We start from the raw sequence: 22,093 nt of genomic DNA, 5'->3' as shown, positions 1-22,093 counted from the left end.
CACGTTTGTAAGACGGATGGAAAAGGTCAATCCTTGGCGATCTCAGAAAAATAACTAAAAACGTTCGGCAGAGGCGCGTTTCCAATCCGCTGCGAACTCCTCAGGGACCACATCGGTCAACAATGCCCCATCCTCGATGAACGAATAAAGCTCGGCATAAGAACGTTCGCGTTCATCTGCCGTGCGCCGTCGAATATCACCCGGTTGAAGGTCTGAGACTTTCGCTTTGCCCATCGCGCCCAACAGCTCTCGGAAGCTTTCCAGCGTGGCGTCATGAAAACGATGCACCCGCTGGCGCTTTTGCGGCACATTCACGGCGCGACCCCGGATTGGATCTTGGGTTGCCACACCTGACGGGCAGCGGTTTGTGTTGCAATGCAAAGCCTGAATGCAGCCCACCGCAAACATCATGGCGCGCGCAGCGTTGCACATATCGGCCCCCAGCGCGCATTTTTCGATCATGTCATACCCGGTGGCAACCTTGCCGGAACAGATGATCCGGATCTTGTCGCGCAGGCCGACGCCTCGCAGGCTGTTGTTCACAAAAATCAGCGCCTCGTTCAGCGGCATCCCCAGCCGATTGGTAAATTCAACCGGGGCAGCGCCTGTGCCGCCTTCGGCCCCATCAACGGTGATGAAATCGGGCAGAATACCCGTCTCAAGCATGGCCTTACAGATCGCCAGAAACTCGGACCGATTGCCGATGCACAGTTTGAACCCGATGGGCTTCCCCCCGGACATCTCTCGCAAATGCTGAACAAAGTTCATCAGACCCGTTGGGCCGTCAAAGGCTGAGTGTATGGGTGGCGAGATGACGTCCTGATGCTCTGGCACGCCTCTGATTTCGGCAATTTCCTTGTCGACCTTCGCGGCTGGCAGTACGCCGCCATGTGAGGGCTTTGCACCTTGCGACAGCTTGATCTCGATCGCCTTAACCACATCCTTCTTGGCCTTTTCGGCAAAGGCATCTTTGTCAAAACCACCCTCGGGTGTACGGCAGCCAAAATAGCCGGTCCCGATCTGCCAGATAATGTCCCCACCCTCGGCTAGATGATGCGGCGACAACCCACCCTCACCCGTGTTGTGGGCAAACCCCCCATCTTTGGCGCCGCCATTCAGGGCGCGGATGGCATTTGCGCTCAGTGCTCCAAAGCTCATCGCCGAAACGTTCAGGCGCGATGCGCTGTACGGCTTGTCGCATTGCGGCCCGCCTAGCGTGACGCGTTCTTCGCTTTTCGGGACGTCCTTTGGTGCCATCGAGTGGCTGGCGCGGTGATACCCGACGGTCATGATGTCGTATTGAGTGCCGAAGGCTTGTGTATCCACCTGGCCTTTGGCACGCGAATAGACCAGACCGCGGATGATACGGTTATAGGGCCGGCCGCTTTCGTTGGTTTCCACGAAGTATTGACGGATTTCCGGGCTGACAAACTCCAGCATATAGCGGAAATGCCCCAAAACCGGATAATTGTTCAGGACGTTGTGTTTGGTCGTCAGCATGTCGTAGAGGCCAACCACCGCATACGGCACAAGGAAAAGCAGCAACCAATGGGCAGGAGGCCAGTAAAACCCCCAAATTGCCACCAGTGGCAGACACACATAACTCAGAAAATAATAGAGCCTGCGTATAATCATTCCTGAACTCCCTGGGTGGCGCCTAAAAGGCGTGGCCTTAATGGATTGGAGATGCTGAACTCACAGCAACAAATCCAACGTGGAACAGTTATGCGTTGAATTGCAAGCGTTTGGTAAAACCGGTTGCCCTTTCGGGTGTGGCAGAAAACGGGTTATCTGGTTCAGCAGCTGTTGATCCGATCCCGGGCAAACTGTATGCGGAACAGATCACGGAACGAGGCCACACGCTTGGCAAAGACTGAACCCCCAGCAGCGACCAACAGCCGGATCCTGATGTTTCTGGCCGTCTTTGCCGGGGGCGCGCTCGGGTCCTTGCTCCGCGAGGCGTTTTCGTTAGAAATCCTCGGGGCATCGTTTCTGACCGCAACTTTTGGCATCAATGTTGCTGCGTGTTTCATTCTGGGCTGGCTGTACTCAATACGCCATCGGGTCCATGCCCATGTTCTGCATTTGGGTGGGGTGGGGTTTTGCGGGGGGTTGTCGACACTCTCGTCCTTCGTAGCCGAGCTTGAAAGACTGGCAACCACCAACATCTGGACGATCCCTGCCGCCGCAGGGCTGGAGATTTTCTTTGGCCTTGCTGCCGCCATTTTGGGCGAGGCTCTGGGGCGACGTTTTGATTCAGAAAGCCGCCCTGGATGACAGACCTGTTTCTTCACGCAATGTTTGGTTTGGGCGGTGGCCTGGGCGCAGTATTGCGGCATTGGCTGGCTTTGCGGATCAGTCATGATCTGCCGTTGTCTACCCTAATCGTTAATGTGCTTGGCAGCCTACTTCTGGGCCTTTGGATTGGCTATCTGGGTGGGCCGGTCTCGATGGGCGAAGAAGAAAAACGGCTGGTCTTTGGATTTTGCGGTGGCTTCACGACGTTCTCCAGCTTTGCTTACCAATCCCTTGAGCTGCGCCGGGAACGCACGATTGCACTGGCCGCAGGAAACATCCTGATCAGTTTGATCCTGTGTTGGTTTGCGCTGTGGTTAGGCCTTATCATAATGCGTTAATGGGCATGCACCGTAGGCTGGGTGCCCGGTTTCGATGCGCGGCAGAAGAACAGCAGGGGTATCGTAGCAAACGCCAACAGACCCAGATTGTTGAACACTGTCAGATACGAAATAAGCTCTGCCTGACGCGCAATTTCCTGGCCTAGGATTGCCGCGCCCTCGGCGCTATCGGGGGTCAGACCCAGGGGCTGCAGATAGGCCTGAGCCGCCGGGTTGTAGGGTGTCACATTCTGGCTCAGTACTGCGGTATTGGTTTGCAAGCCCCGGACCACCCATGTGCCGACCAAGGATATCCCGATTGACGATCCCAGCTGACGGGTGACATTGAACAAACCCGAAGCTTCATCCTGCCGGGTTTGGCTGATGCTCTCGAACGCCAGTATCGACATTGGCACAAACACCAACCCCATGCCCAGCCCGCTGACTGCCCCCGGCCAGGCAAGTTGCCAAAACCCTGCATTCATGTTGAGCGCGCCCAGCATGAAGTTCCCGAGGGCTGTTAACAGCAACCCGACACCAGCCAAGACGCGTGGGTCAAACCGGGTGACCAGAACAGCCCCAGTCAGAACCATCGAAAGCCCCGCTGCTATACCGCGGGGAATGAACAGATGGCCCGAGACGATAACAGGGTAGTCCAAAAGGTTTTGCACAAAGGTCGGCAAGATGGCGATGCCGCCAAACAGAGAGATAGCAAAACCGGCAATGATCAGGTTGCACAACGCAAAGTTGCGATCGGCGAAGAGGCGAAGGTCTACGACCGAAGTCTTGGCCGTCAGGCCGTGGGCAATGAAACCCAAGGCACCGAGAAGCGATGCAACCGCTGCGACTTGTATAACCCGCGACGATAGCCAATCCTTGGTCTCTCCCTGGTCGAGAACAAACTGCAGGCAGCCAATGCCAAGCGCCAGCAGCGCCAAACCCTTCCAATCGATCTTAATCTCTTCGGTTTCGTCATCCGGGAGCTCTCCGGCCAGTAGAAGCAATGCCATCGCTGCGACGGGTAGATTGACGAAAAAAACCATCCGCCATGTGAAATACTCAGTCAGGATCGCACCCACGGTCGGCCCGAGCACCGGGGCCACGACAACTCCGAGACCAAACACCGCCATGGCCTGGCCGCGTTTCTCACGCGGGAAGGCGTCAAACAGGATGGATTGTGACAGAGGGATTAGGAAGGCACCAAACATGCCTTGCGCCAGCCTGAACACCACAATGGTCTCAAGACTCCAGGACAGGCCACACATGATCGACATCACTGCAAACCCGGTGACCGCTGTCAGGATCAAACGACGACGTCCAACGCGCCGTGCCACAAAACCGGTCAGCGGCATCACAACGACGGCCGAGACGATATAGCTGGTTAAGATCCATGTTGCCTGATCAGACGTCGCACCAAAAGCCGCCTGTATATGCGGCAACGCCACATTGACGATCGTGCTGTCCAATACTTCGAGTACGGCGCTGAGCACGACGGCCACCACGATCACCTTATTGATGGCGCTGGTCGCGGACGGCGTCATTTTCTGTCCGAAGACCCCGTTGTGTCGACAATAACCTTACTGCTGCCGCCAACACGCAATGGGGCTTCGGTCGGATCAAGATCGATCCTCACTGGGAAGCGCCGGGTTACTTTGACCCAGTTTCCACTGGAATTCTCGGATGGCAGCAGGGAAAAGGTGTCGCCCGATCCCCTACCGATGGATGCGACTTTGCCCGTCAGAGCCACGCCCGGCAACATGTCGACGTGAACCGTCACGGGTTGACCGGGACGAATACGGGGCAGCGAGGTTTCCTTGAAATTGGCATCCACCCACCAATCCGTTGATTCAACGATCGAAAACTGAGGCGCGTTGGCAGACACGGATGATCCGGGGCGCAGACTCAGATTGGCAATCCAACCATCAGCTGTTGCAAACACCTTGGTCCATGCCTGGTTGGCTTTGGCGAACTCAAGCTGCGCTTGCGAAGACAGTATGTCATCCTGCTTCGCCGCCAAGCCGCTCTGTAATGCCAACAGACTGGATTGGCTGGTGGTCAACCGCGCCGACGCCTGCGCAAATGCCGAAGTTGTCTGATCCAGCGAGGCTTGTGCCAAATCTCCGCTGGCGTGCAACGCCTTGGCGCGTTCCAGGCTTTTATCCGCCGTCTCATATGCGGATTGCGCACTTGCGACCGATGCCTCGGCGGCTGTGATTTGCGTTGAGTAGGATTTGGCCTGTTGTACCGAACTGTCCAGATCCGCCTTGGCCTGATCCACCGAGGCCTTGAATTGCGTGTCATCTATCGAGAACAAGAGATCACCAGTCTTGATCGGCTGGTTTTCGACGACATGCACGTCTGCCACCTGCCCTGTCACCTGTGCCGCCACATAAATGATATTGGCACCGATATATGCGTCTTTGGTCGACGGGTATCTTTCGTCGTAACGCCAATACAGCACCAGCCCAACGGTGATGGCACCCAGCATGACAACAACAGCAACAGATTTGAGGGATTTCAAGCGCGCTTCCTTCCGTCTCATGACGCGGAGTTTTTACATCATGTCCATATGCATGCGGATCGACAGATTGCCCAAGATCCAGATTGTCCCGAGGATGATGATCAGCAGGACAAGTGTCGAAAACAGGATCAGGTCCAAATCTTCCCGGCTGCTGCGACGCCGGTCGATATGCAGAAAATAGACGAGCTGCACGATCAATTGGGCGAGGCCCAGTAGGCCAATGGTCAGGTAGACCCCCACCGTTTCGATGCCATACTGATAGGCGACGCCAAACATGAGCAGTGTCAGTAGAAGCGAACCGCCATATCCAATGACATAGCGCCGCCGTTCGCGCCGGTGCATTTCGGTCCGGTTATCCATAGGTCAGCCCTCCGAAATACACGATCGTGATGATGCCGATCCAGATCAGGTCCAAGAAGTGCCAGAACAGTGCCAACCGAACCACGCGCGAGATGACCAGATCGGTCATGCCCATCACACGCAACTGAATGCCGAGCACAATCAGCCATAGGCATCCTGCCGCTACATGCAGCCCATGTAGCGGCACCAATCCGAAGAAGGCCGAAAGAAAGCCACTACGTTGAGGGATGCCACCTTTTTCCGCCATGGCCATGAAATCTCGGATTTCCAGCGCCAGAAAACTAAGGCCAAGCAGCAATGTGACGCCAAACCACAGGACGATGCGCGATCTTGGCAGGTTGTATTTCAACGCCAACATGGCAAGACCAACCGTCAGGCTGCTTGTCAGCAGGATCAGCGTTTGTGCAAACACGCTTTTCAGGTCGAACAGTTCATGCGGGCCGGGACCGCCCGCCTGCGCATCAATCATTGTGATGTAGATGGCGAACATCAGGCCGAAATAGACCAGATCGCTCATCAAAAAGACCCAGAAACCAAAAGTCACCACCTCGGCGGCTTTATCGGCGCTGGCGTGGCGACGGCCCAGATTAATGCCAGGATAGCTGTGAGTGGGTGCGCGCTTCATGTCACCGCCTCCAGATCAGGGCGGGCAAGGCCGCGGTTCTCGGGTGCGGTTTCGTGGTCACGGTTCACAGCGGCCGAGGCATGAACCAGATCCAACCAAGCCTCATGCTCTTTGCGAACCTCTTCGGCCGGGATCACAAGTTCGGTGTTGGTATCAAAGCTCCAGACAATGATGGCCAAGACAATCAGCGCCGTTATCAATATGGCCAGCCACCAGATCCACCAGACCAATGCAAACATCCAGATGCCGCTAAGAACGCAAAGGATGAAACCGATGCCCGTGTTCCGCGGCATCTCGATATCCTCGTAGGCTTCGGGTTTTGGATAGGCCCTGGCCTGTTCTTTGGCGGCCGCAAAGTCATCGCGATCAGTGACCTGCGGAATGATTGCAAAGTTGTAAGGTGGCGGTGGGGACGGAATAGACCATTCCAACGTGCGCCCGTCCCACGGATCGCCAACGGGCGCTGTAGTCTTATCCCGGTCGCGGATGCTAACCCAAAGCTGAACCAGTACCGAAAGCAGCGCCGCCAGGATGACCAATGCTCCGATCACGGCGACGATCATGTAGGGATGAAAGCTGGGGTCTTCCCAACTGAAGGACCGGCGCGGCATGCCCATCAGGCCTACAAAGTACAGCGGCAGGAAAGTCAGCATGAAACCAACAGTCCAAAGTGCAACGGTCACACGGCCCCAGAACTCATTCAGGCGGAAACCGAATGCCTTGGGGAACCAGTAGTTGTAAGCCGCCAGCAATCCGAACAGAACACCCGGAAGCAGCACATTGTGGAAATGGGCGACAAGAAACAGGGTGTTGTGAACCTGATAGTCGACGGTTGGATTGGCCAGGATCACGCCGCTAAGCCCACCAATGACGAAAAGCATCAGAAACGCCAACCCGTAAAGCATCGGAACCGTGAAACGAATTCGCCCACGCCATAGCGTTGCCATCCAATCATAGACTTTTACGCCAGTCGGGATGGCAATCAGCATAGTGGCAATTCCAAACACCGCGTTGATCAGCGCGCTTTGACCCATCGTAAAAAAATGGTGCAGCCAGACCGTGAAGGACATGATCGCAATCGACATAGTCGCGATGACCAATGAGTTGTAACCATAAAGCCGCTTGGCCGAGAAGGTCGCAAAGATCTCGGAATAGATACCGTAGGCGGGCAGGACCAGCAGATACACTTCGGGGTGACCAAACAACCAGAACAGGTTGGCGTAATTCATCATGTTGCCACCAAGGTCGTTGGTGAAAAAATGGAAATCCAAGTACCTGTCTGCCGCCAGTAACAGCGCCGCGACGCCCAGAGGCGGCATCGCAAAGATAAGCAGGATCGAACTGCAGATGATCGTCCAGCAATACATCGGCAGCCGCATGAACTTCATCCCCGGTGCGCGCAGCTTGTAGATGGTCACCGCAAAGTTAAGCCCCGTCAGCGTCGTACCGACGCCTGAAACCACAATTGCCCAAATCCAGTAATCCGGACCGACACCGGGATTAAACGCAGCGCCGGTGTAGGGCGGATAAGCGGTCCAGCCCCCAGTCGAGAATTCTCCGACCACCAGCGATACCATAAGCATCATACCAGCGGAAACTGTAAGGCCAAGACTGATCTGGTTCAAAACCGGAAAGGCAACGTCCCGCGCGCCGATCATCAGCGGAACCACAAAGTTCGCGATGCCAAAAACAAAAGGAACCGCGACAAAGAATATCATGATCGTGCCGTGGGTACTGAACAGTTCCGCAAAGTGTTCAGCCTCCAGAAACCCATCTCCTGGACCGGCGGCCTGCTGGGCGCGCATCACGACACCTTCGAGTACCCCGCGCGCAAGCATCACGATCGCAAACACGATGTACATAATTCCAATTTTTTTGTGGTCAGCACTGGTGAGCCAATCGCGCCAGAGCGGACCCCACAATCGAAACCACGTGAGCAGGCTGACCACCGCAACAACACCAACAAGCACGATGCCAGCGGCGGTATTGGCGACGATCTCATTTGCGTTGGGGTCTTGAATCAGACCAACAATGGGCAATGCATCCCAGTTCAGACGGCCAAAGAACCCAGACTCAGTCGCTGTCATTGGCTTGCCTCCTGCCCATATTCGACGGTTCCAGGTTGTTGATCCACCGAGAGCGGCTCTCCGCTGTGATATCGGTGCAGGATTGAGTGGAACAGATCGCCGTCTTCGAGATTGAAGTACAAAGCGTTATCCGGCATCTGGGCGGTCCCAAGCGCTTTTTGAACCTCATCCCGGTCCGTTCGCATCGACAGTATCTGATACGTCTGTTGATCAAGTACTATGCCGTTCTTTCGAACTTCCTCTACCCATGCACTGAAATCATCTGGTTGCATGGCAAGTGTTTCAAATTTCTGCTTAGTAAACCCGCGGCCATTATACTGCGTGTTTTCGCCTTGCATCTGTTTTGGCCTATCCGCCACCAGATGCAACTGCGTCGTCATTCCCGGCATGGCGTAAATCTGACCGGCCAGCGCCGGGATCATGAAGGACTGCATGACCGTATCCGTTGTCAGTGTCACAGCAACTTGCTGCTTGACCGGAATTCCCAGCTCACCCACGCTTGCGATACCCAGATCGGGATAAATGAACAGCCATTTCCAATCCAAACCAACAACCTGAACCTTCAGCGCGGGTTCCTCGCCAAACGAAGCGGCGTAGGGATCCAGCCGATGCGTGGATTTCCACAAAGAAACGGACAGAATGATCACGATAAGTACAGGCACACCCCACATCAGAAATTCAAGCTTGGCCGAGAAATCCCAATTGGGAGTATAGGATGCGTTACCACCCTTACGGCGGCGATACCGCAGCGCAATTAATGGCACCAGAACCAGCACAGGGACGACCGCGACCAGAATCAAAACGGTCGCCCGCAACATATGGGTTCTTTGCGCAGCTGCGATTGGCCCTTGCGGATCCATAAAACTATCACTCGCCGCGGCCATCTGTGCCGAGATCACCAAAAACGCAAGGGCCAACAGTATGGGAACTGGTGCAGGGGACGTTTTGGTGGTGGCCATGACTGACAGTCCTCTCCTGCACTCAACTTGGTACAACTATCGGCAGAGACTGCTATTTTCTCAAGGCTTTTCCTGACCATCGGTTGTCAAACTTCAGTATTCCCACCAGGAATCCCTACCTTAGCATCAGAGGATTCACCTTCCCGTTGACTTAGTGCCGTGGCCGCGACACATATTGCAGGCATGCGCACGCTTCTTTTTTCAGTCGGTCTTGCACTGTTGGCCCACAGCGCCTTGGCCCAGGACCGCGCAGCTGTTGAGCGGCAGTTTCAATCCTGGCTACAAGACACAATCTGGCCGCAAGCGCGCGCACAAGGCGTGTCGCGGCACACGATGACACAGGCCTTTTCCGGGGTCTCACTGAACTGGGATCTGCCGGATCTTGTAGCACCTGGCAGCAAGGCCAAAACGCCCAAAACACAAAGACAGGCCGAGTTTGGCTCACCCGGGAAGTATTTCAACGCGGGCTCAGTTCAGGGCGCCACTTCGATGGGACGGAAAATGGCGAACCGCCACGCTACAGCGCTTGCGCGCGCCGAAGCCAAAACCGGCGTCCCAGCCCGCATCATATTGGCGATCTGGGGACGAGAAAGCGGTTATGGCCAGGTCCCTATCCGTCACGACGCCTTTCGGGTCCTCGCCACCAAGGGCTTCATGAGCACGCGTGCAGAGTATTTCACTGAAGAATTGATTGCCGCGCTTCAGATAGCTGATGCTGGTCACATAGAAGGCCGCGCGATGAAAAGCAGCTGGGCGGGTGCGCTGGGGCAGCCGCAATTCATGCCCTCAAGCTTTCTGGCATTCGCCGCAGACGGCAATGGCGACGGGCGCGCTGACATTTGGGAATCCCAAGACGACACGATCGCCTCAATCGCCAATTATCTGGCACAACACGGCTGGGTCGCGGGGCGCGATTGGGGGTTCGAAGTCACAGTCCCTCAGGCCGTCTCATGTGCATTGGAAGGACCGGATCAGGGGCGCCTTATTCGCGACTGGGAAGTAATGGGCGTTACGCGTGTCTCGGGCAAGGCCTTTCCCGCACATGAGCGAGCCGGAGAGGGGTATCTGATGATGCCTGCAGGGCGCAACGGACCAGCCTTTCTGGTTACCCCTAATTTTTATGTGCTCAAGGAATACAACAAGAGCGACCTCTATGCGTTGTTCGTCGGCCACGTGGGTGACCGGATTCAATATGGCGTCGGCGATTTCCGCGGCGCATGGGGGCAAGTCGGTGGGCTCTATCGATCCGATGTTGCCAGGATGCAGAAAGCCCTGGAGCGGCAGGGGCACGACGTCGGAGGCGCAGATGGTTTGCCGGGTTTCAAAACCCGCCGATCCGTCGGGCGCTGGCAAGAGGCGACCGGTCGCAAACCCACGTGCTTTCCCGAAAAGAAGATGAAGACCACATTGGTTCCCTGACATCTGTGGGAAACTATCTACCGGCTTTCGGACCGCCCTACCCCAGCTTCTACCGGTGATTCGCTAGATTTCGGACGCCACATGACCGTTGGCGCATGGGAAATTTCGATGCCCGAAGCAGCCCTGACAGCTCACCTTTAACAGATGTGTCAAAGCAAGGCGCTGATTGATCACAAAGTTTCAGAGCTGCCCGGCGAAACCGAAATTTTCAGCCTTCGGTTGATCAACCTCCACACCAAGGCTTTTACCTTTACTAAAAAAATGTCACGTTTCCGCGCAGTGAAAGAAAGCTTTCGCAGTTACGTTCCTGACAGCAAATGGAAGGCCGCGACGCAGTGCTCATTGCGACTTGGCAAAGCCAAATTCAATCAAGACTGTATCCCGGCCCATGTCGGACAAAACCGGTTGCCGGATGTCATCCCTGCGGGTGGCGGCTATCTGGCTCCAAAAATGGGAGAAAAATCATGAACAAAGTTATCCGAACGTCGCTGGCTGGTCTTTTGACCTCAACCTTTATGACAGGCGCTGCATTTGCAGCTGGCACCCACCCGGAAACGGGCGAGGCGCTGGCAGATGATCAGACCTTCACTTATCGAATTCTGGATGAACACAGCTCGGTCGATCCTCAGGTTGTCGAAGATGTGTCAGGTGCCGAGATTGTTCGCGACCTGTTTGAAGGTCTAATGAATCAGGACGAAGACGGAAATCTGGTCCCTGGCGTTTCCACGGGCTACACAACGAATGAATCAAAAGATGTTTATACATTTGCGCTGCGGGACGACGCCAAATGGTCCAACGGCGATCCTGTTACCGCAGGCGATTTCGTCTATGCTTGGAAACGCGCTGTCGATCCCGCATTGTCGTCACCCTACGCATGGTTCATGGAGCTGATGTCGATCGAAAACGCCGCATCAATCATCGCGGGTGAGACACCCGTTGATGAACTGGGCGTCAAAGCCATAGACGACAAGACGCTAGAGGTCACCCTTAGTGCCCCTTTGCCTTACTTCCCGCAAATGACCACGCATTCGACTACATTCCCCGCCCCGCAGAAAGTCATCGAAGAGTTTGGTGACGCATGGACCAAGCCAGAAAACATTGTCTCGAACGGTGCTTATGTTCTGACCGAGCATTTACCGCAGGAACGTTCAGTCCGTGAACGCAACGAGATGTACTGGGACAACGACAACACAATCATCGATACGGTTGTGTCGCTGGTCATCAATGATGAAAACGTTGCCCTAACCCGTTATCTGGCAGGTGAGCTTGATCGCACTGAGATTCCCGCAGGTCAGTATCCGCGTCTTAAGCAAGAACACCCTGTAGAGGCCATCAGTTTCCCGCGGCTTTGTAACTACTACTACACGTTTAACGTGTCTGATGGCGGCCCCGAAGCTTTCAAAGATCCGAACGTTCGTCAGGCGCTTTCCCTCGCTGTAGACCGGAAAATTATCACTGAGAAAGTATTGGCCGGCGGCCAGCCTCAAGCTTACACTTTCGCCCCGGAAGCGACCGCTGGGTTTACCGTGCCAGCAGTTGAAATGGCATCAATGAGCCAGGCCGAGCGGGATGAGCTCGCTAAAGAACTGTTGGCCGAGGCGGGCTACGGCCCCGACAATCCGTTGAGCTTCGAAATGGTCTACAACACGGCAGAGAACCACAAGAAAGTCGCCGTGGCGCTGAGCCAGATGTGGAAGCAGAAGCTGGGTGTCCAGGCGGAACTCGCCAATATGGAATGGAAAGTGTTCCTGGAAGAGCGCGGCAACCAGAACTTTGATCTTGCCCGTGGCGCATGGTGTGGCGACTACAACGAAGCCTCGACCTTCCTGGATCTCTTGCAGTCCGATTCTGGCTACAATGACGGGAAATTCGCCAATGCCCGCGTTGACGAGCTGCTGGCCGAGGCCAAAACGTCAGACGATCCGGCGCCCCTGTACACCGAGGTCGAGCGTATCATCGCTCAGGAAACCCCAGTGATCCCGATCTACCACTATGCTGGTGTCTACATGATGGACAGCGATGTCGGGAACTGGCCGGTGAACAATGTCGAGCAGAACTGGTACTCGAAGAACCTGTACAAGCTCGCCGAATAATCATCCTTTGATCACGCTCTGCCCCGGAACACTTTCCGGGGCAGCGCCAATAATGGGGGCATGAAATGCTTGCCTATAGTTTGCGGCGACTGCTGGTTGCCATTCCGACGATTCTATTGCTGATCGTCGCTTGTTTCTTTCTGATGCACTTTGCGCCTGGTGGGCCCTTTACCTCGGAACGGCCTCTGCCACCCGCAGTTTTGGCCAATATCGAGGCGCGATACGGGTTGGACCAACCGCTGTGGAAGCAGCTTTGGGATTATCTGTACAACATCGTCGTGCATTTCGATTTCGGCCCGTCTTTTAAGTTCAAGGACCGGGACGTGAATGACATCATCGCACAGGGCTTTCCAATCTCTCTGACCTACGGGTCATTGTCGTTTCTCGTCGCGACCGCCGTGGGCGTCAGCCTCGGCATCGCTGCAGCCATAAAACACAACAGCTGGATCGACTATTTCGCCGTGGGTCTGGGGATTGCGGCGCAAGCGCTGCCAAACTTTATCATGGGTCCAATCCTGATCCTGACCTTCACTTTGTGGCTGGGATGGCTGCCAGGTGGTGGCTGGAATGGAGGGCAGTGGCAGTACCTGATCATGCCGGTGATCGCATTGGCGACATCTTACATGGGATCCATAGCACGGATCACCCGGTCTTCGATGTTGGAGGTTTTGAATTCGAACTTCATTCGCACCGCCCGCGCCAAGGGCCTGCCGACCAGAACCGTAATCTGGCGCCATGCGCTGAAACCCACGTTGTTGCCGGTGGTGTCCTATCTGGGACCGGTCTTTGTCTACGTGCTGACCGGTTCAGTTTTCGTCGACATCTATTTCTCAACCGGTGGTCTGGGTCAGGCCTATGTCGGCTCGGCCCTATCGCGAGACTATGCGGTGCTGTTGGGCGTCACGATCCTGTATGGCGCGTTGACTGTCGTCGTGAACCTGCTGACCGACCTGGCTTATGCCTGGTTCGATCCGAAAATCCGCTACTGAGGGGCTGGCAATGCTTGGAAAATCACAAAAAGCCGCCCATCTGGCCGAAGAAATCACCGATTTCACGGTCGTTCAGGGGCGTTCACTCTGGCAGGACGCGCGCATGCGGTTCGTCCGCAACAAAGCCGCAATGGCGAGTGTCTTTATTCTGGGCCTGATCGTCCTGTTCACGATCATCGGTCCCTATTTCGCCGTTTGGGACAACGAAGAAATCGACTGGAACGTTATGGGGGACGTGCGCGGTATGGGCATGCCCTCGCTCGAAACCGGACACTATTTTGGCGTCGATGATCTGGGGCGCGACCTGTATAGCCGGGTCATCCAGGCGACGACCACATCTCTGTTGGTGGGTCTGATCGGGGCTGCAACGGCACTGATCGTCGGCACTTGCTATGGCATCGCCGCAGGTTACATCGGTGGTCGCGTTGATGGTGCGATGATGCGCTTTGTCGACATTCTGTTGGCTATCCCAGCCACACTTATCATCATTTTGCTGCTGGTTGTGGCGGGTCGGTCGTTCTTTATGTTGTTCATTGCCCTTGGGGCCGTGGGTTGGCTGACCATGGCGCGAATTGTAAGGGGGCAAACTCTGACCCTGAAGAACCGCGAGTTTATCGAGGCCGCCCGCGCGGCGGGTGTCAGCGAGTTCACCATCATGTACCGCCATATCCTGCCCAATCTTCTGGGAGTGGTAATCGTGTACGCCTCGCTGCTGGTGCCCGAAATGATCCTCACCGAAAGCTTCATCTCATTCCTCGGTCTTGGGATTTCGGAACCTTATACGTCGCTGGGGCGTCTGATCGCCGAAGGGGCCGGAACCATGGGATACGGCACTCTGTGGCAACTGATGTACCCGCTGACATTCTACGTCGCCATTATCATCACGATGTTCTTCATCGGGGATGGATTGCGTGATGCTCTGGACCCAAAGGATCGCTGATATGTCACTGTTTTCTGTAAAGGACCTGAGCGTCAAATTCGACACCGCCGATGGTGTTGTCGAGGCTGTCAAAAATATCAGCTTTGACATCAATCCAGGTGAATGTCTGGGCATCGTCGGTGAAAGCGGGTCAGGCAAAAGCCAAACGTTCATGGCAGCCATGGGCCTGCTGCCGCCGGCTGGTCGTGCGACTGGGTCAGCGCTGCTGAATGGTGAGGAAATTCTGAACCTGCCCATCAACAAGCTGAACCAGATCCGCGGTGATGATGTGGGCATGATCTTTCAGGATCCACTGACAGCACTGACTCCGCATCTGCGGATTGGTCAACAAATGCGAGAAGTGTTGCAGGTTCATGAAGGTATGCAAGGCGCAGCGGCGCGCGCGCGTTGTCTGGACTGGCTGGATCGCGTCCGTATCCCGGAAGCCAAGCGGCGACTGGATCAGTATCCACACGAATTGTCCGGCGGAATGCGCCAGCGCGTCATGATTGCCATGTCGATGCTGTGCAATCCAAAACTGCTGATCGCCGATGAACCTACGACAGCGCTTGATGTCACCGTACAGGCGGACATTCTGGACCTGATGGTTCGGCTGCAGAAGGACGAAGGTACCGCGATTGCCCTGATCACACATGATATGGGCGTTGTGGCACGCATGTGTGATCGCATTCAGGTGATGCGTTTGGGTGAGTTTGTCGAAGCTGGCGACACGCGCGAAATCTTCCAGGCACCAAAACATGACTACACCCGGACCCTGCTTGAGGCGATGCCTCGGATCGACGCGGGAGATGCGCCTAAAGCCCTGGCCAATGTCGAAGAACCAATGCTTAAGGTTGACGACGTCAAGGTTCACTTCCCAATCCACGTCTCAGGTGGACTGTTTGGGCACAAGGTTCCACTCAAGGCGGTTGACGGTGTCAGCTTTGACATTCGCAAAGGCGAAACACTGGGTGTTGTTGGCGAGTCCGGCTGCGGGAAATCCACTTTGGCACGGGCTGTTTTACAGCTGATCGAACCCAGCGCAGGCAACGTAAGTTGGTTGGGTCATCCGATCGTGGGATTGAGACGGGCCGAGTTGAACAAGTACCGCAAGGACTTGCAGATCGTGTTCCAGGATCCGCTTGCCAGTCTCGATCCGCGGATGACGATTTCGGCATCGATTGCCGAGCCGCTAAAAACTTATCGCCCCGACCTGACTGAACGGGAACGCAAAGAGATGGTCGCAGAGATGATGGAGCGTGTTGGTTTGAAGGCCAACATGATCAACCGGTACCCGCATGAGCTGTCCGGTGGTCAAAACCAGCGGGTCGGCATTGCCCGGGCGATGATCAACAAGCCCAAACTGATCATCTGCGACGAAGCAGTCTCTGCCCTGGACGTCTCGATTCAGGCCCAGATCGTAGCATTGCTGCGCGAATTGCAGCAAGAGTTCGGGCTGTCGATGATCTTCATCAGTCATGACTTGTCTGTTGTGCGAGCTATTTCGAACCGGATCATGGTTCTTTATTTGGGCCGGATCGTCGAGTTGGGCGATGGAGAGGTGGTCTGTTCCGAACCCGTCCATCCCTACACCAAGTCGCTGATATCGGCTGTTCCAATCCCAGACCCAGATGTGGAACGCAGCCGCACGCGGCTGAAGCTGCCGGGCGAATTGCCCTCACCCATGGATCCGAAGGCCGCGTTGCGGTTTCTACCCAGCCGACTTTCCGCCGGTGAAACAGACTACGTCCCAAAGCTTAGCGAGGTTGCTCCGGATCATTTCGTGGCAGAACACGATTCGCTGGACGTCATCATGGCAAAAGCCTGATCACCTGCCCCGGGGCCAGCTTTTTTGGCTTCGGGGAGTACCCCCGCCAATGACCCCGCCTTGTGTGCAAACACTCGCGTGTCTCGCTCAATGATCTCCAGCATTCGGCAAACATGGGCGCATCATTTAAGCCAAACTGTTGGTTCATTTTGACTCCGCCTGCCCAAGGTGGCACGATTTGACTGATTGGCGCCCGGTTTTCCGGGTATGATTGATTGATCTGACCTCAAAGCTTATGAGGGCATTCCGGAGGGGTTCAAATCTTCCGGCTAATTTGAATTCGAGAGGCACCATGGCACGCAAGGTCACCAAAGCGATTTTTCCCGTAGCAGGGCTGGGCACGCGGTTTTTGCCTGCAACCAAATCTGTCCCAAAAGAGATCATGACCCTGGTCGACCGTCCCTTGGTGCAATATGCCATCGATGAAGCGCGTGCTGCAGGGATCAAGGAATTCATTTTTGTCACTTCGCGCGGGAAATCCGCGCTTGAGGATTATTTTGACCACAATCTTGTTTTGGAACAGGAGTTGAAGGCAAAGGGCAAAGACGAACTGCTTGAGACACTGAATGCGACCAACATGGAAAGTGGAGCGATTGCCTATATTCGTCAGCACAAGGCGCTGGGTCTGGGTCATGCCGTGTGGTGCGCCCGCCGCTTGATTGGGGACGAACCCTTTGCTGTGATGCTACCAGACGATGTGATCGCGGCAGATAAGCCCTGCCTACAACAGATGATTGAAGCCTACGAAGAAACCGGTGGCAACATGGTTGCAGCAATGGAAGTCCCGCCCGAAAAAACCAGCTCTTATGGTGTTCTGGATGTAGGCTCAAACGTTGGGACCGTTGTCCGGGCCAAAGGGATGATCGAAAAGCCAAAGCCCGAAGAAGCCCCGTCCAACCTTGCCGTGATCGGACGCTACGTTCTTGGCCCCTCGGTCTTGTACAATTTGAACAAACTGAAAGCAGGTAGCGGCGGAGAAATTCAGCTGACCGACGCGATTGCTGAAGACATTATTAATGGCGTGCCGGTTTTTGGGTACAAATTCAAAGGTCAACGGTTTGACTGCGGCTCGAAATCAGGGTTCTTGCAAGCCACAGTGGCCTTTGCGTTGGCACGTGATGACCTGAGCGGCGATCTAAGCGAATATCTGCATGACATCGTTGCCACGGGGAAAGCGGCACAGTAATCGCAGGCCTTTCCCTTGACTGCAATTAAAGCGATACCGTTTGGCAATAGCAGTTCAAAGGCACCAAATTATGAATTCTGTCTATCCCGTCATTCTGTGCGGTGGGTCAGGGACCCGTTTGTGGCCCCTGTCCCGGAAAAGCTATCCCAAACAGTTTGTATCGCTGATTGGTGAGACAAGCCTGCTGCAGGATTGTGCTGAACGGATGCGGGGGCCTAAGAAGGCACCTTATGCCAAGCCTTTGATCTTAACCAACGAAGCGTTTCGTTTTGTTGTGCCTGAGCAGCTTACAGCAGTCAGCGTGGACCCCGGGCCGATCCTCATCGAGCCCGAAGGGCGCAACACCGCTCCGGCTGTTTTGGCGGCAGCCTTATATCTGGAATCGACTGACCCGGACGCCGTCATGCTGGTGGCACCTTCTGACCACGTTGTGCCTGACAAACCTGCGTTCCATCGCGCCGTTGATGAAGGTGTACGGGTCATCAAGGATCGCGGCGACCTTGTTACCTTTGGTATCACTCCGGATCGTCCGGAAACGGGTTATGGTTACCTGAAACTCAGCCACGCACCGGATGCATCAGGCGTCGCGGTGCCCCTGGATCGCTTCGTCGAAAAGCCTGATCTGGACAATGCCAGCACTATGCTGGCGGATGGCAGCTACCTTTGGAATTCAGGTATTTTCCTGTTTGCTGTGCGCGACATCATCGCGGCTTTTGAGCAGCATGCCACGGCCCTGATTGAGCCTGTGAAACAAGCCGTAGCAGATGCCCAAACGGATTTGGGTTTTCTGCGGTTAGATGCCGCGGCATGGTCGAACGTTGACGATATCTCGATCGACTATGCCGTCATGGAAAAGGCATCGAACCTCAGCGTTGTTCCTTATGCTGCGGGTTGGTCGGATGTGGGCAGCTGGACGGCTGTACAGGAACTGACCCATCCCGATGACGACGGCGTTGCCACAACCGGCGAAGTGACCACAATCGACTGCAATAACGTTCTGATCCGATCCGAGTCTCCTTCACAAGAAGTTGTGGCACTGGGTTTGGAAAACATAGTGGCGGTCGCCATGCCGGACGCTGTTTTGGTCGCCAGCATGGACAGGTCGCAAGACGTCAAACTGGCTGTGTCGGCATTGAAAGCCAAAGGTGCGAAACAGGCAGAGTTGCTGCCGGTTGATCATCGCCCCTGGGGGTGGTTCGAAAGCCTGGTGGTTGGCGACAGGTTCCAAGTCAAGCGCATCCATGTTCACCCCGGGGCAGCGCTCAGCCTGCAATCCCATCACCATCGGTCTGAACATTGGATTGTTGTGGAAGGCACCGCGAAGATCACTATCGACGATGACGTTCAGCTCCTCTCCGAAAACCAATCGGTCTACATTCCTTTGGGCGCGGTTCACCGAATGGAAAACCCAGGCAAAGTTCCCATGGTGCTGATCGAAGTTCAAACTGGCAGCTACCTGGGTGAGGATGACATAATTCGGTACGAAGACATCTACGCCCGGCGCTGAGATCTGCGGTCGCGTAGACGGCGTATTGCCCTCCGATCTTCCTGGGAATCCAGCCTCAACAGAATCACTTGCGTGTGCAGATGACCATTCCGCGTGGGGACGAAGCTGATCTCTAGTCGGAATTGTTTCCGATCTGGAAATCCAGAGTTATCAAAACATTTTCTGGGCGTTCGGCCCGGTCATACAGGATTTACGCGCATGACGGCAAGTTGGCGAGCAACAGTAATGTCGGACCGACAGCCACAGGAGGACGCCCGTGTCTCAGATTTCACCGCGATTGAGCCTGCCTTTTTTGCAACCATCACAAGCGCAGAAACACGTCACCCATAATGAGGCGCTGCGTCAGCTGGACCTGACTGTACAACTGACCGTCCTGGCGACCAACGCATCAAACCCGCCAGCCGTCCCTGAACAAGGCGAGATCCACGCCCTGGCAGCTGCTCCAACCGGGGATTGGGCAGGTCACGGCGGTGAGCTTGCAGCGTGGCTGGACAACGCCTGGTATTTCGTGACGCCAAACACCGGGTGGCGCGCCTGGGATCTTGCAAGCAACATGGTGAAGGTTTGGGACGGCACAGGATGGATCACGCCGCCCGTAGCAGCCCAAAATCTGAACGGAGTCGGCGTTGCCACTAGCTATGATAGTGCCAATCGTCTGTCAGTACGCAGTCCGGCAACCCTGCTAAGCCACGAAGGTGGTGGGCATCAGCTAAAGATCAATAAGGCCAGTGCGGGTGACACGGCATCACTGCTATTCCAATCAAACTGGACAGGCCACGCTGAGATGGGTTTGTCGGGAAGCACAGGATTCTCTATCAAAGTGTCCCCTGATGGCGGTAGCTGGACCGAAGCCCTGGCATTTGATCCGACGACCGGTATCCCAAGCGGTGCAGCTGTTCAGGCCAGTGCCGACGACACCACAACAGGGCGATTGATGCGGGCCGATTACGGCTATGGGCCGGGCAATCTGTTGGGATCCGTTTCAGAAAGTTCGGGCACACCTACAGGAGCCGTGATCGAACGCGGCAGCACATCAGATGGCGATTACGTTCGCTTTGCAGACGGCACACAAGTCTGCACAGCTACTTTGAACGCTGTCAGCTGTACCACCGCTGAGGGCGCGCTTTTCTCAAGTAATTCTGAGAGCTGGACCTTTCCTGCAGCGTTCTCATCCGCTCCGATGGTTAGCGGCAGCGGTGGAGCAATGAGCCGATTCATGGGATTTGATGAATCGTCCAGTTCGCATGCAAATTACCAGGTTCTTTCTGCAGTTTCCGATGCGGCAACACACCGACCTTCCGCCATCGCAATTGGCCGCTGGTATTGAAGCGTTGCTCGCCCGGATCTTATGTCCGGGCAGTCACTGCTTGCAAAGAGCTTCCGCCGCCTTATCCAAAACACCCAGCACTGGTTGCGCGGCACTGGAGAACGTGAAACTCGTGCGTCTTCAGATAGCGTTTTGTTGTAATGCTGACCTGATCCTGACTTGTAATGCCGGTAGTCAGTGCCGTTTAGATCATAACTTTACCTCGCAAACCAAATCCGCCTGTTTCTTGTCTCAAAAACAGCAAGAATCTGTTGAATGCAGGCTAACGCGAAGGTCAGGCATTGAAACCCTCGGCAGTTTCTTTGAATGTATGCGCGCCGCAGGCGGTAATTGGTAAGAAGGATTTTGATGAATGCGTATTGCAATGATTGGCACTGGCTATGTGGGTTTGGTGTCAGGTGTGTGTTTCTCGGATTTCGGTCACGATGTGATCTGCGTCGACAAGGCAGAAAACAAGATTGAAATGCTCAAGGCCGGAGACGTGCCGATTTACGAGCCTGGTCTTGATGTGCTGATGGCCAAGAATGTCGCGGCTGGACGCCTTAGCTTTACGACCGATTTGGAGGCAGCCGTTGATGGTGCGGATGCGGTATTTATAGCTGTTGGTACGCCAACTCGCCGTGGTGACGGGCATGCAGACCTGACCTATGTCATGGCCGCAGCGGAAGAAATCGCGCGCGCTGTGACCGGCTACACTGTGATTGTCACGAAATCGACCGTACCCGTAGGCACCAACCGCCAAGTTCATCAGGTTGTCGCGGCCGCCAATCCGGATGCCGATTTCGACGTCGCTTCGAACCCTGAATTCCTGCGCGAAGGTGCCGCCATCGACGATTTCATGCGCCCTGACCGCGTTGTGGTAGGTGTGGAAAGTGACCGCGCTGCCGAGGTCATGGCCGAGATTTACCGCCCACTTTATCTACGTGACTTTCCGATCCTAACCACGGATCTGGAAAGCGCTGAGATGATCAAATACGCCGCTAACGCATTCCTGGCGACCAAGATCACCTTTATCAACGAGATAGCCGGGCTGTGCGAACGCGTCGGCGGGGACGTCAAGGAAGTGGCGCGCGGAATTGGGCTGGACGGTCGGATCGGCAACAAATTCCTGCATGCGGGCCCCGGTTACGGTGGCTCGTGCTTTCCAAAGGATACTGCTGCACTGGCTCGGATCGGTCAGGAACACGCGCATCCGATGCAGATTACCGAAACTGTCATTCGCGTGAATGACGAGGTCAAGAAACGGATGACCGAGAAAATTCGCGAGGCCTGCGATGACCGGTTCAATGGCAAGACCGTGGCCATACTCGGCGTCACCTTCAAACCCAACACTGACGATATGCGTGACGCACCCTCACTGACCATCGTTCCGGCGCTAATCGGAAGTGGGGCCAAAGTCCGCGTTGTCGACCCGCAAGGCAAATCCGAAGGCGAAGCACTGCTGCCGGGCGTGGAATGGTCTGATGACCCATATGCGGCCGCCAAAGATGCGGACGTCGTTGTGTTGCTGACCGAGTGGAACGAATTCCGTGCGCTCAATCTGACTGAGTTGGCCGGAACTATGAATACAGCCCGGATGGTCGATCTGCGAAATATCTATTCCGAAAGCACAGTTCTGAAATCCGGCTTTGAAACTTATGTTGGTGTCGGGCGCTAGC

At 55.5% G+C, this 22,093-nt stretch carries 18 protein-coding genes; 11 read left to right on the top strand and 7 right to left on the bottom strand.

Translation table 11 applies throughout. The features are described from left to right. Positions 1–54: 54 nt before the first annotated feature. Positions 55–1,635 (bottom strand): FMN-binding glutamate synthase family protein, encoded by a 1,581-nt coding sequence (locus Q1B21_RS16240; RefSeq protein ID WP_299890939.1) that lies wholly within the window; start codon positions 1,633–1,635, stop codon positions 55–57. A 228-nt stretch (positions 1,636–1,863) separates the two neighbouring features. Between Q1B21_RS16240 and Q1B21_RS16235 the strand changes: the two genes are divergently transcribed. After that, complete coding sequence (locus Q1B21_RS16235; protein WP_299890937.1) at positions 1,864–2,277, top strand: CrcB family protein; 414 nt, start codon at positions 1,864–1,866, stop codon at positions 2,275–2,277. Continuing rightward, positions 2,274–2,636, top strand: a complete 363-nt coding sequence (crcB, locus tag Q1B21_RS16230; protein WP_299890935.1) for a fluoride efflux transporter CrcB — start codon at positions 2,274–2,276, stop codon at positions 2,634–2,636. Before Q1B21_RS16235 ends, crcB begins: the two co-directional genes overlap by 4 nt. On the opposite strand, the gene Q1B21_RS16225 is transcribed toward crcB, so the two are convergent. From Q1B21_RS16225 to Q1B21_RS16200, 6 genes are read right to left on the bottom strand one after another with little or no spacing between them, the layout of a single operon-like run. After that, positions 2,633–4,156 (bottom strand): DHA2 family efflux MFS transporter permease subunit, encoded by a 1,524-nt coding sequence (locus Q1B21_RS16225; RefSeq protein WP_299890933.1) that lies wholly within the window; start codon positions 4,154–4,156, stop codon positions 2,633–2,635. The two genes, crcB and Q1B21_RS16225, sit on opposite strands and share 4 nt — an antisense overlap. After that, positions 4,153–5,136 carry an HlyD family secretion protein gene (locus Q1B21_RS16220; RefSeq protein ID WP_299890931.1) on the bottom strand — a complete coding sequence of 328 codons (984 nt, stop codon included), beginning with the start codon at positions 5,134–5,136 and terminating at the stop codon, positions 4,153–4,155. Before Q1B21_RS16220 ends, Q1B21_RS16225 begins: the two co-directional genes overlap by 4 nt. A 33-nt stretch (positions 5,137–5,169) precedes the next feature. Further along, positions 5,170–5,496 (bottom strand): cytochrome C oxidase subunit IV family protein, encoded by a 327-nt coding sequence (locus Q1B21_RS16215; protein ID WP_298936312.1) that lies wholly within the window; start codon positions 5,494–5,496, stop codon positions 5,170–5,172. Beyond that, positions 5,489–6,121, bottom strand: a complete 633-nt coding sequence (locus Q1B21_RS16210; protein WP_298936311.1) for a cytochrome c oxidase subunit 3 — start codon at positions 6,119–6,121, stop codon at positions 5,489–5,491. Before Q1B21_RS16210 ends, Q1B21_RS16215 begins: the two co-directional genes overlap by 8 nt. Next, complete coding sequence (locus tag Q1B21_RS16205; protein WP_299890928.1) at positions 6,118–8,208, bottom strand: cbb3-type cytochrome c oxidase subunit I; 2,091 nt, start codon at positions 8,206–8,208, stop codon at positions 6,118–6,120. Before Q1B21_RS16205 ends, Q1B21_RS16210 begins: the two co-directional genes overlap by 4 nt. Continuing rightward, on the bottom strand, positions 8,205–9,167 hold the full coding sequence (locus Q1B21_RS16200; RefSeq protein WP_299890926.1) for a cytochrome ubiquinol oxidase subunit II: 963 nt from the start codon (positions 9,165–9,167) through the stop codon (positions 8,205–8,207). The genes Q1B21_RS16205 and Q1B21_RS16200 overlap by 4 nt, the downstream gene beginning before the upstream one ends. Before the next feature lie 183 nt (positions 9,168–9,350). On the opposite strand from Q1B21_RS16200, the gene Q1B21_RS16195 reads away from it, so the two are divergent. From Q1B21_RS16195 to Q1B21_RS16155, 9 genes are all read left to right on the top strand, one after another. Beyond that, positions 9,351–10,586 (top strand): lytic murein transglycosylase, encoded by a 1,236-nt coding sequence (locus tag Q1B21_RS16195; protein ID WP_299890924.1) that lies wholly within the window; start codon positions 9,351–9,353, stop codon positions 10,584–10,586. Positions 10,587–11,050: 464 nt separating this feature from the next. Beyond that, positions 11,051–12,679 (top strand): peptide ABC transporter substrate-binding protein, encoded by a 1,629-nt coding sequence (locus Q1B21_RS16190; RefSeq protein WP_299890922.1) that lies wholly within the window; start codon positions 11,051–11,053, stop codon positions 12,677–12,679. A gap of 65 nt (positions 12,680–12,744) precedes the next feature. Beyond that, positions 12,745–13,668, top strand: a complete 924-nt coding sequence (gene oppB / locus Q1B21_RS16185) for an oligopeptide ABC transporter permease OppB (protein ID WP_298936305.1) — start codon at positions 12,745–12,747, stop codon at positions 13,666–13,668. Between the two features lie 10 nt (positions 13,669–13,678). Then, the gene (locus Q1B21_RS16180; protein WP_298936304.1) at positions 13,679–14,608 is read left to right on the top strand and encodes an ABC transporter permease subunit; all 930 of its coding nucleotides are present in this window, start codon (positions 13,679–13,681) and stop codon (positions 14,606–14,608) included. 1 nt (position 14,609) lies between these two features. Beyond that, positions 14,610–16,415, top strand: a complete 1,806-nt coding sequence (locus Q1B21_RS16175) for an ABC transporter ATP-binding protein (protein WP_299890920.1) — start codon at positions 14,610–14,612, stop codon at positions 16,413–16,415. Between the two features lie 292 nt (positions 16,416–16,707). Further along, the gene (gene galU, locus Q1B21_RS16170; RefSeq protein WP_298936302.1) at positions 16,708–17,601 is read left to right on the top strand and encodes a UTP--glucose-1-phosphate uridylyltransferase GalU; all 894 of its coding nucleotides are present in this window, start codon (positions 16,708–16,710) and stop codon (positions 17,599–17,601) included. Positions 17,602–17,671: 70 nt separating this feature from the next. Then, on the top strand, positions 17,672–19,108 hold the full coding sequence (locus Q1B21_RS16165) for a mannose-1-phosphate guanylyltransferase/mannose-6-phosphate isomerase (protein WP_299890917.1): 1,437 nt from the start codon (positions 17,672–17,674) through the stop codon (positions 19,106–19,108). A 256-nt stretch (positions 19,109–19,364) separates the two neighbouring features. Next, the gene (locus Q1B21_RS16160; RefSeq protein WP_299890915.1) at positions 19,365–20,435 is read left to right on the top strand and encodes a DUF2793 domain-containing protein; all 1,071 of its coding nucleotides are present in this window, start codon (positions 19,365–19,367) and stop codon (positions 20,433–20,435) included. A 352-nt stretch (positions 20,436–20,787) separates the two neighbouring features. Continuing rightward, on the top strand, positions 20,788–22,092 hold the full coding sequence (locus Q1B21_RS16155; protein WP_298936299.1) for a UDP-glucose/GDP-mannose dehydrogenase family protein: 1,305 nt from the start codon (positions 20,788–20,790) through the stop codon (positions 22,090–22,092). Position 22,093 lies beyond the last annotated feature (1 nt).

The sequence above is a fragment of the uncultured Ruegeria sp. genome (assembly GCF_947504215.1).
In the GTDB taxonomy this organism is placed as follows: domain Bacteria; phylum Pseudomonadota; class Alphaproteobacteria; order Rhodobacterales; family Rhodobacteraceae; genus Ruegeria.
The sequence above is the reverse complement of the archived record's forward strand: the minus strand, read 5'-3'. Positions and strand labels throughout refer to the sequence as shown.